Source organism: Microbacterium limosum (genome assembly GCF_036324365.1).
GTDB lineage: Bacteria > Actinomycetota > Actinomycetes > Actinomycetales > Microbacteriaceae > Microbacterium > Microbacterium limosum.
The window spans coordinates 71,732-81,782 of sequence record NZ_CP137080.1 but is presented as its reverse complement, the minus strand read 5'-3'; the positions used below and the strand labels follow the sequence as shown (position 1 = coordinate 81,782).

Below are 10,051 nucleotides of genomic sequence, written 5' to 3'. Positions count from 1 at the left end.
GATGTTACTCACAGCAACATTCGGGAAACGTCCCGGCGCTAGCGTGGCCGGGTGCTCCTGACGCAATTCAACACGGCGGATGCCGCGGAGGCCGCCGCCCTCGTGCGGGTGTGGGCCGATGTGCCCTCCTTCGTCGACGGCATCCTCGCCGCCCGCCCCTACGGATCGGTCGACGAGCTCGCGGCACGCGCCGCCGGACTGGCCGCGACATGGTCCGAGACGGACCTCGACGCCGCCCTCGCGCACCACCCCCGCATCGGCGAGAAGCCGGCCGGGTCGGGCGCGGAGGCCGAGGCATCCCGCGGCGAGCAGGCGTCCATGACCGGCGCCGACGCCGGTGTCACGGCACGGATCGCGGCGGGCAACGCCGCCTACGAACGGCGGTTCGGCCGCGTCTTCCTCATCCGCGCGGCCGGCCGCTCCCCTCACGAGATGCTCGCCGAGCTCGAGCGGCGTCTCACCGCCGACCCCGACGCGGAGTGGCGCGAGGCGGCGGCGCAGCTGGGCGAGATCGCGGTGCTGCGCCTGCGCTCGGCCGTCCGCGACGACAGGATGGGCGCATGACCCCGCACCTGACGACCCACATCCTCGACGCCGCGACGGGAACGCCGGCGCCCGCTGTCGACGTGACGCTCTCCGCGGCATCCGGGCCGGTGATCGCCCGCGCGACGACCGATCGGGACGGGCGGGCCGGCCTCGGCCCGGAGCTGCTGGAGTCCGGCGACTACAGCCTCACGTTCGCCACCGGCGCGTACTTCGCGGCACGGGGCATCGCCTCGTTCTACCCCCACGTCACCGTGACCTTCACCGTCGAGGTCGCGGACGACGGCACCAGCAGGCACTATCACGTGCCGCTGCTGCTGAGCCCGTTCGCCTACTCGACCTACCGCGGCAGCTGAGCCCGCCCGCACGGAGGAAACCCATGAAGGTCATCGTCATCGGCGCCGGAATCGGCGGCACGAGCGCGGCGATCGCGCTGCAGCGCCTCGGACACGACGTCGTCGTGTACGACCAGATGCGCGAGAACAAGCCCGTCGGTGCGGCGCTGTCGCTGTGGTCCAACGGCGTGAAGGTGCTCAACTGGCTCGGGCTCGCGGACGAGGTCGCCGCCCTCGGCGGTCGCATGGACGACATGGCCTACTACGACGGCCACACGGGCGAGGAGCTGTGCCGCTTCAGCCTCGAGCCCGTCACGGCGCAGACGGGCCAGCGCGCGTACCCCGTCGCCCGCGCGGAGCTGCAGGCGCTGCTCATGGACCGGGTCGGCTCCGAGAACATCCGCCTGTCGATGCGGCTGGTCGGCATCGAGGACGACGGGCAGCGCGTCACCGCCACCTTCGCCGACGGCTCGACCGACACCGCCGACCTGCTCATCGGCGCGGACGGCGCCCGCTCCTTCACCCGCGAGTACCTGACCGGCGTCCTCGGGCTCGACCCGATCGAGCGCACCTACTCGGGCTACACGAACTTCAACGGCCTCGTGCCCGCCGACCCCGCCGTCGGCCCGCTCGACCAGTGGACGACCTACGTCGCCGACGGCAAGCGCTGCGCCGTCATGCCGGTCGCGGGCGACCGGTTCTACTTCTTCCTCGACGTGCCGCAGCCCGCGGGCGTCCCCTACGACCGGGCCGAGGGCATCGCCCCGCTGCGCGAGGCGTTCGGGGGCTGGGCGCCCGGCGTGCGGGCGCTGCTGGACTCGATCGACCCCGAGGCATCCTTCAACCGGGTGGAGATCTGGGACATCGATCCGTTCGACACATGGGTGCACGGCCGCGTGGCGCTCCTCGGCGACTCGGCGCACAACACCGCGCCCGACATCGGACAGGGCGCGTGCTCCGCGCTGGAGGACAGCTTCGCGCTCGGCATCGTCTTCGCGACGAACACGCTGGGGGTGGCGGATGCGCTGAAGCGCTACGAGAAGATCCGCGCCGAGCGGGCGGGTGAGCTGGTGCGTCGCGCCCGCAAGCGCGCGTTCGAGACGCACGCGTTCGATCCCGCTGCGACGCAGGCCTGGTACGACGAGCTGCGCACGGAGGACGGCAGCGGCGTCATCCGGGGCATCGTCGGCAACATCGTCGACTCGCCCGTGAACCTGGGCGGCGGCATCCTGACCTGAGCCGACCCCCGGTCAGGCGTGGAAGAGCGTGTGCACGTCGTCGCCGGCGAGCGCGCGACCGCCGAGCCCGTCGAGCTCGAGGAGCACGGCGGACCCCGCGACGACGCAGCCGAGCCTGCCCACCAGCCGCTGGGCGGCCGCGAGGGTGCCGCCGGTGGCGAGCACGTCGTCGAGCAGGAGCACCCGGCATCCCTCGGGCAGGTCGTCGTGGGCCTCGATCGTGGCGGTGCCGTACTCGAGGGCGTAGTCGACCGAGACGGCCGGCCGCGGCAGCTTGCCCGCCTTGCGGATGGGGACCAGTCCCACGCCCGCCGCCGCCGCGACCGCCCCGGCCAGCAGGAACCCGCGCGCCTCGATGCCGGCGACGACGTCGAACCGCCCCGCGAACGGCTCGACGAGGGCGCCGATGCACGCGCGCAGGGCCGCGGCGTCGGCCAGCATCGGGGTGATGTCTCGGAACAGGATGCCGGGGCTCGGGTAGTCGGGGATGACGCCGATCAGCGATTCGGCACGGGCGAGGGCATCGTTCTCTGGCACGGGGTTCACCCTAGCCGCGGGCGGGTCCGGGGGCCCGCGGGCGCCGCGGGCGGGACAACACTCCGGCAACGTTGCCGCCCGGCTCCGGTCGACCCGCGGAACGACGCCGGCCGACCAGCCGTCCGTCCGCATCTTTCCGGAGTGTTGTCCGGGGGCGCAGCGCCGGCGCCCCGGGCCGGACGGAGCGCGACCCCGTGTAAGCGCTTGCATTATCCTGGAGAGATGACTTCCACGCAGGAGAACCCCTCCGCCCTGCACGTCGACGCCGAGCCGGGCACCGAGTGGTGGCGCACCGCCGTCATCTACCAGATCTACCCCCGGTCCTTCGCCGACGCCTCGGGCGACGGCATCGGCGACCTGCCCGGCATCACGAGCCGCCTCGACGACCTGCGCACGCTCGGCGTCGACGCCATCTGGCTGAGCCCCTTCATGACCTCGCCCCAGCGCGACGCCGGCTACGACGTCGCGGACTACTGCGACGTCGACCCGCTCTTCGGCACGCTCGCCGACTTCGACGATCTGCTCGAGGCCGCCCACGCCCGCGGCATCCGGGTCATCGTCGACCTCGTCCCGAACCACTCCTCCGACCAGCACGCCTGGTTCCAGGAGGCCCTCGCCGCCGCCCCGGGCAGCCCCGAGCGCGCCCGCTACATGTTCCGCGACGGCAAGGGCGCGAACGGCGAGCTGCCGCCCAACAACTGGGAGTCCGTCTTCGGCGGCCCGGCGTGGACCCGCATCAAGGAGGCCGACGGCGAGCCCGGCCAGTGGTACCTGCACCTGTTCGACTCGTCGCAGCCCGACTTCGACTGGTCGAACGAGGTCGTCCGCGAGGACTTCCGCGGCGTCCTGCGCTTCTGGCTCGACCGCGGCGTCGACGGCTTCCGCGTGGACGTGGCACACGGCCTCATCAAGGCCGACGGACTGCCCGACTACACCCCGCCGGCCGAGTCCGACTCGATGGGCGGCGGCGAGACCGACGTGCCCTACTGGGGGCAGGAGGGCGTGCACGAGGTCTACCGCGACTGGCACGAGCTGCTCGCGGGCTACGCCGGCGACCGTGCGCTGTGCGCCGAGGCGTGGCTGCCCACGCCCGACAAGACCGCCCTGTGGGTGCGGCCGGACGAGATGCACCAGGCCTTCAACTTCCCCTACCTGCAGACGGGGTGGGATGCCGCGGCGCTGCGCGATGTCGTGACCGAATCGCTTCGGGCCTTCCCCGCCGTGGGTGCCCCCAGCACGTGGGTGCTCTCCAACCACGACGTCGTGCGCCACGCCTCCCGTCTCGCCCTCACGGCCGAGAACCCGCAGGGCCACGGCATCGGTCCGGACTCGGCCGGTCAGCCGATCCCCGACGTGGGCCTCGCACGTGCGCGCGCCGCGACGACGCTCATGCTCGCGCTGCCCGGCTCGGCGTACCTCTACCAGGGCGAGGAGCTCGGGCTTCCCGAGGTCATCGACCTGCCCGACTCCGCGCGTCAGGACCCCACGTGGTTCCGCACGAACGGTGAGCGCTACGGTCGCGACGGCTGCCGCGTGCCCATCCCGTGGACCGCGGATGCCCCGGCATACGGCTTCAACGACTCGGGCGAGTCGTGGCTGCCCCAGCCCGCGGAGTGGGCCCGGCTCGCCCGTGACCGGCAGGTCGGGGTGGAAGGCTCCACGCTCGAGCTGTACCGCACGCTGCTGGCGACGCGTCGCGAGCACGGTCTCGGCGCGGGCGACCTCTCGTGGGTCGAGGGCTACGGCGACGACGTTGTGGCGTTCCGCAACGGCGCGGTGACCGTCGTGGCGAACGCGGGCGCCGAGCCCGTCGAGCTGCCCGCGGGCGCGCGCGTACTCGTCGCGAGCGGCCCGATCGACGGGGCGACCCTCCCGGTCGACACCGCCGTCTGGATCACCTCGGCGAGCTGAGCGCGACCGCGCGGCATCCGGCGGATCAAGGGAGACCGCGCATGGTGAGCATCGATGAAGTGGCACATCTGGCGGGCGTGTCGACGGCGACGGTCTCGCGCGCCCTCTCGGGCCGCGGGCACGTCTCCGCGATGACGCGCGAGAGGGTCGCCGCCGCCGCGAAGCACCTGGGCTACGTCGTCTCGGCGTCGGCATCGAGCCTGGCGACCGGCCGCACCCGCAACATCGGCGTGCTCGTACCCTTCCTCGACCGCTGGTTCTTCAGCACCGTGCTGAGCGGGGTCGCCGCGGCGCTGGCCCGCGCGGGGTTCGACATCACGCTGTACTCCCTCACCGCCGATGCCGGCGAGCGGCGCGAGATCTTCGAGACCTTCCTGCGCCGTCAGCGCGTGGACGGCGTGATCGCGATCTCGATCGAGCTGGGCGCGGAGGAGTCGGCGGAACTGGTGCAGCTGGGCATCCCGCTCATCGGCCTCGGCGGGCCGAATCCGTCGTTCCCGAGCCTCACGGTCGACGACGTGGCCGTCGCGCGGCTCGCGACCTCGCACCTGATCGGGCTCGGGCACCGCAGCATCGCCCACATCGGCGCGAACCCCGAGTTCGACCGCGACTTCCACATCCCCACCCACCGCAGGCGCGGCTTCGAGCTGGCCCTCGCCGAGGCGGGGATGCCCGCGCGCCCCGAGCTGTACGAGCCGGCCGACTTCACGCTGGACGGCGGATTCCGCGCCGCGAAGCAGCTGCTCGGAAGGCCCGGAGCGCACCCGACCGCGATCTTCGCCGCGAGCGACGAGATGGCCATCGGCGCCGTGCTCGCCGCGCGCGAGCTGGGGTTCCGGGTGCCCGAGGACCTCTCGATCGTCGGCATCGACGGCCACGAGCTGGGCGAGTTCTTCCGGCTGACCACCGTCGATCAGTTCCCCCAGGGCCAGGGCGAGCGCGCCGCCGAGACGATGCTCGCCCAGCTGGAGGGCGGGGCGGATGCCGCGGTCCCCGCGTCCGCGGCCGACCTGCCCTACGAGCTGGTCGTCCGGGGAACCACGGCGCGGGCCCGCCCGTAGGCTCGGGTCATGACGATCGACCTCGAAGCCCTCTACGTCGACCTGCACACCCACCCGGAGCTGTCGTTCCAGGAGACGCGCACCGCCTCGGTCGCGGCCGCACACCTGCGCGATCTCGGCCTGCGGGTGGAGGAGGGCATCGGCATCACGGGCGTCGTGGGAGTGCTCGAGAACGGCCCCGGTCCGGTGGTGTGGCTGCGGGCCGACATGGACGCCCTGCCCGTCGAGGAGCAGACGGGACTCCCGTATGCGAGCACGGCCCGCGGCATCAGCCCCGCGGGCGTCGAGGTGCCCGTCATGCACGCGTGCGGACACGACATGCACGTCACGGCGCTGATCGGCGCGCTCGAGGCGCTCGTCGCGACCCGCACGGAGTGGGCGGGCACGGTGGTCGCCGTCCTGCAGCCCGCGGAGGAGTTCGGTGCCGGATCGAAGGCGATGATCGCCGACGGCGTGCTCGAGCGGTTCCCCCGTCCCGACATCGTGCTCGGCCAGCACGTGACCCCCCTGCCGGTGGGCACCGTCGGGGTTCGTCCGGGGACGCAGATGGCGGCCTCCGACGGACTCACGGTCACGATGCACGGACGCGGCGGGCACGGGTCCCGCCCGCACGCGACGGTCGACCCCGTGGTCATGGCCGCCGCGACGGTGATGCGGCTGCAGACGATCGCCTCCCGCGAGATCGATCCGCGCCATGTCGCGGTGGTGACGGTGGGCTCCATCCACGCGGGACTCAAGCACAACATCATCCCGGCGGAGGCGGTGCTCGAGCTGAGCCTTCGCTATCCCGACGACGAGACGCGCGAGCGGGTGCTGGAGAAGGTGGAGCGCATCGTGGCCGCCGAGGCCCAGGCATCCGGCGCGCTCACGCCCCCGACGATCGTCAACGACCACTCCCTGCCGCCGACGATCAACGACCCCGCACCGACGGCGCGGGTGTCGGCCGCGATCGACGCGGCGCTCGGGGAGGGCTCCGTCATCGACCCGGGGATGTTCACCGGCAGCGAGGATGTCTCGTGGTTCGCCCGCGATGCGGGGGTGCCCCTGGTGTTCTGGTTCTGGGGCGGCATCGACCCCGCGCTCTACGCAGGAGCCGTCGCCTCGGGCACGGTCGAGAGCGTCATCCCGACGAACCACTCGCCCTTCTTCGCGCCCGTGGCGGGCCCGACGATCGAGGTGGGCGTGACGGCCCTGACGGCCGCCGCACGCGAGTTCCTGGCGTAGGCGCGGCGCGGGCCCGCGGCGCGGCGTAGCCTGGACGGATGAGCACCAGCGCCCCCGCCTTCGACGTGGCCGCCGTGCGGGAGGACTTCCCGATCCTCGCGCGGACTCTTCACGAGCACCCCCTCGCCTACCTCGATTCGGCCGCGACCGCACAGCGCCCGCGCGCCGCGCTCGACGCGGAGATCGCGTTCCTCGAATCGTCGAACTCCGCCGTCCACCGCGGCGCGCACACGCTCGCCGCCGATGCGACCGACGCCTTCGAGTCCGCCCGTGAGGTCGTGGCGGGCTTCGTCGGGGCGGCGCCCGAGCAGCTCGCGTGGACCTCGGGAGCGACGGCGGGGCTGAACCTCGCCGCCTACGCGATCGGCAACGCCTCGGCGGGGCGCGGCGGCCGCGCGGCATCCCGATTCCGGCTCTTCGCCGGCGACGAGATCCTCCTGACCGAGGCCGAGCACCACGCGAACCTCATCCCGTGGCAGGAGCTGGCCGCCCGCACCGGCGCACGCCTGCGCCACATCCCCGTGCGCGAGGACGGCACCCTCGACATGGATGCCGCGGCCCGCCTGGTGAGCGACCGTACGCGCGTCGTGGCCTTCGCCCACGTGTCCAACGTGCTCGGCATCGTCAATCCGGTCGCGGAGCTCGTCGAGCTCGCCCGGATGGTGGGGGCCACGACGGTTCTCGACGCCTGCCAGTCGGCGCCGCACCTGCGCCTCGACCTTCCCGCCCTGGGGGTCGACCTCGCCGTGTTCTCCGGCCACAAGCTGTTCGGCCCCTACGGGGTCGGCGCGCTGTACGGCCGCACCGACGTGCTCGAGGCGCTGCCCCCGTTCCTCACGGGCGGATCGATGATCACGACCGTGACGCTCAACGAGGCGGAGTACCTCGATCCGCCGCAGCGGTTCGAGGCGGGCACGCAGCCCGTCTCGCAGGCGGTGGGCCTCGCGGCCGCCGTGGAGTACCTCGGGCGGATCGGGCACGACGCGATCGCGGCGCACGAGGCATCCCTCGCCCTGCGCATGCGCGACGGCCTGCGCGGGATCGAGGGCGTGCGCCTGCTGGGAGACGCCGCCGACGCCGAGCGCGTGGCGCTCTGGTCGTTCGATGTCGACGGCGTTCACGCGCACGACGTGGGTCAGTTCCTCGACTCCCGCGGCGTCGCGGTCCGCGTCGGCCACCACTGCGCCCAGCCGCTGCACCGGCGGTTCGGGCTCACCGCGACCGTGCGCGCGAGCGCCGCGCTCTACACGACGGAGGATGAGGTCGACCGGATGCTCGAGGCGGTCAGCGGCGTACGCGAATTCTTCGGGGTGACCTCGTGAGCGGCCTGGAATCGCTCTATCAGGAGCTCATCCTCGACCACTCCAAGCACCCGCACGGGCGCACCCTCGCGCCGGAGGAGGGCCCCCACGCCACGTCCCACCAGCGCAACCCGGTGTGCGGCGACGAGATCACCCTCCGCGCGCGGCTCGCGGACGACGGCAGCATCCGCGACGTCACGTGGGAGGGCGCGGGATGCTCCATCTCGCAGGCGAGCGCGTCGATGCTCGTGGATCTCTCCGCCGGGCTGACGCGGGCCGAGGCATCCGCCCTCATCGACGGCTTCCGCGACGTCATGCGCTCGCGCGGGGCGCGCGAGCTCGACATCGACGACTACGGGGATGCCGCGGCGCTGTCGGGGGTGTCGAAGTACACCGCCCGGGTGAAGTGCGCGATGCTCGCGTGGGTCGCCCTGGAGGACGCACTCTCGCGCGCCTGACCCGGCGGGACCGCGTGCGGGAGCACCGTGGGCGTCGCTGCTGCGTCCGGGCACACCCCCGGTCGCGCGTCAGCCCGCCAGCACCGTCTCGAGCCGGGCGTACGAGGCCTCCATGCCGTCGGTCATGCCCGTCGCGAGCACGGCGTCGCGCGTCTGCGCGTCGGGGTACTCGATCACGAGCACGATGAGCGTCGCGCCGTCCTCCTCGTCGAGGATCATGTCGTTGAGGGTCGCGGGGAAGTCGGTGCCGGTCATGTGCTCGGTCGTCACGGCCCTCCGCGGGGGCTCGGCGAGCACCGTCTCGCCGTCGAAGCCGAACCCCTCGCCCTCCGTCTCGCCCACGGGCTCCCACGCGTACCGGTAGCGACCGCCGGGGGTCGGGTCGATCTCGCACACGCTCATGCGCCAACCGTCGGGGCCGAGCAGCCACCTCTTCATGAGCTCCGGCTCGGTGTGGGCGCGCCAGACGAGGTCGCGGGGTCCCTCGATCAGCCGCGTGATGCGCACGTGCGTGTCGTCGAGGATCTCGCTGCGCGTGCCCTTCCCCTGCGCGTATTCCCGCAGCCCGGCGAGCACGCGGTCGAGCTGGTTGATCGCCATCGTCGAGCCCTCGACGGCGCCCATCGCGACGACCTGCTCGAGAGCCTCGCCCGACGTGAAGTAGGTCACGTTCGTCATGCGGGTGCCGGCATCCACCGCCGTGAACTCGTACGTCGTGCGCATCGACGGCATCCCCTCGACGGGATCGCCGTGCTCGTCGGTGAAGCTGTCGAGCACCTCGAAGCGGTGCGGCTCCTCGATCGCCAGGAACTCCCACGCTCCGGGGGCGCGCTCGCCTCTGGGACTGGTCATGTAGTACGCCGCACGCCCGCCGACGCTGAGGTCGAACTCGGTGAAGGTCGCCGGCCAGCCGGGAGGACCCCAGAACCGCTCCAGCTCGCGCGGCTGCGTGAACGCCCGCCACACCCGCTCGGGCGGGGCGGCGAACTCCGCCGTGAGGGTCATCGTGAGGGCTTCGGGGTCGGTGGTGACGTCGGTCACGGGCATGTCATTCTCCTTCGATGGATGCCGGGGGCGGCGCGGGTTCGGCGAGTATCTCGTCGAGGCGGTCGATGCGCGCCCGCCACATCTCCTGGTAGCCCTCGAGGAGCAGTCGCGCGCGCGCGATCCGGGCGGGGTCGGCACGGACGAGCCGCTCCCGCCCCTCGGCGCGCTTGACGACCAGCCCCGCGGCGGTCAGGACGGAGACGTGCTTCTGCACGGCCGTGAACGACATCGAGTACTCGCGGGCGAGAGACGAGATCGAGTGCTCGCGCGTGAGGGACCGGCGCAGGATGTCGCGTCGCGTCGCGTCGGCGAGCGCGTGGAAGACGGCGTCGATCTCGGTGTCGCTCAGAGGATATGTAACCATTTGGTTGTACGTTATGGCAGGATGCCGCGGCC

At 72.7% G+C, this 10,051-nt stretch carries 11 protein-coding genes; 8 read left to right on the top strand and 3 right to left on the bottom strand.

The window, feature by feature from the left end; translation table 11 throughout:
- The first annotated feature begins 51 nt into the window (after positions 1-51).
- From uraD to hpxO, 3 genes are read left to right on the top strand one after another with little or no spacing between them, the layout of a single operon-like run.
- Positions 52-564: a 2-oxo-4-hydroxy-4-carboxy-5-ureidoimidazoline decarboxylase gene (gene uraD, locus RYJ27_RS00410; protein WP_330170842.1), complete on the top strand. Its 513-nt coding sequence runs from the start codon at positions 52-54 to the stop codon at positions 562-564.
- On the top strand, positions 561-899 hold the full coding sequence (gene uraH / locus RYJ27_RS00405) for a hydroxyisourate hydrolase (RefSeq protein WP_330170841.1): 339 nt from the start codon (positions 561-563) through the stop codon (positions 897-899). The genes uraD and uraH overlap by 4 nt, the downstream gene beginning before the upstream one ends.
- 23 nt (positions 900-922) lie before the next feature.
- The gene (gene hpxO, locus RYJ27_RS00400) at positions 923-2,116 is read left to right on the top strand and encodes an FAD-dependent urate hydroxylase HpxO (RefSeq protein ID WP_330170840.1); all 1,194 of its coding nucleotides are present in this window, start codon (positions 923-925) and stop codon (positions 2,114-2,116) included.
- A 12-nt stretch (positions 2,117-2,128) separates the two neighbouring features.
- Here hpxO and RYJ27_RS00395 read toward each other — a convergent pair whose 3' ends face one another.
- Complete coding sequence (locus RYJ27_RS00395) at positions 2,129-2,653, bottom strand: adenine phosphoribosyltransferase (RefSeq protein WP_330170839.1); 525 nt, start codon at positions 2,651-2,653, stop codon at positions 2,129-2,131.
- Positions 2,654-2,875: 222 nt separating this feature from the next.
- Here RYJ27_RS00395 and RYJ27_RS00390 point away from each other — a divergent pair, with 222 nt between their 5' ends.
- From RYJ27_RS00390 to sufU, 5 genes are read left to right on the top strand one after another with little or no spacing between them, the layout of a single operon-like run.
- A complete protein-coding gene (locus RYJ27_RS00390; protein ID WP_330170838.1) occupies positions 2,876-4,564 on the top strand; it encodes a glycoside hydrolase family 13 protein in 1,689 nt (562 codons plus the stop codon).
- Between the two features lie 41 nt (positions 4,565-4,605).
- Entirely contained in the window at positions 4,606-5,625 is a 1,020-nt protein-coding gene (locus RYJ27_RS00385; RefSeq protein ID WP_330170837.1) for a LacI family DNA-binding transcriptional regulator, read from the top strand.
- Between the two features lie 9 nt (positions 5,626-5,634).
- Positions 5,635-6,849, top strand: coding sequence for an amidohydrolase (locus RYJ27_RS00380; RefSeq protein ID WP_330170836.1), 1,215 nt, complete (start codon positions 5,635-5,637; stop codon positions 6,847-6,849).
- A gap of 38 nt (positions 6,850-6,887) precedes the next feature.
- Positions 6,888-8,171, top strand: a complete 1,284-nt coding sequence (locus tag RYJ27_RS00375) for a SufS family cysteine desulfurase (protein ID WP_330170835.1) — start codon at positions 6,888-6,890, stop codon at positions 8,169-8,171.
- The gene (gene sufU / locus RYJ27_RS00370) at positions 8,168-8,608 is read left to right on the top strand and encodes a Fe-S cluster assembly sulfur transfer protein SufU (protein ID WP_330170834.1); all 441 of its coding nucleotides are present in this window, start codon (positions 8,168-8,170) and stop codon (positions 8,606-8,608) included. Before RYJ27_RS00375 ends, sufU begins: the two co-directional genes overlap by 4 nt.
- Positions 8,609-8,677: 69 nt before the next feature.
- Here sufU and RYJ27_RS00365 read toward each other — a convergent pair whose 3' ends face one another.
- Positions 8,678-9,655, bottom strand: a complete 978-nt coding sequence (locus RYJ27_RS00365; RefSeq protein ID WP_330170833.1) for an SRPBCC family protein — start codon at positions 9,653-9,655, stop codon at positions 8,678-8,680.
- Position 9,656: 1 nt separating this feature from the next.
- Complete coding sequence (locus RYJ27_RS00360) at positions 9,657-10,019, bottom strand: ArsR/SmtB family transcription factor (protein WP_330170832.1); 363 nt, start codon at positions 10,017-10,019, stop codon at positions 9,657-9,659.
- Between the last annotated feature and the right edge of the window lie 32 nt (positions 10,020-10,051).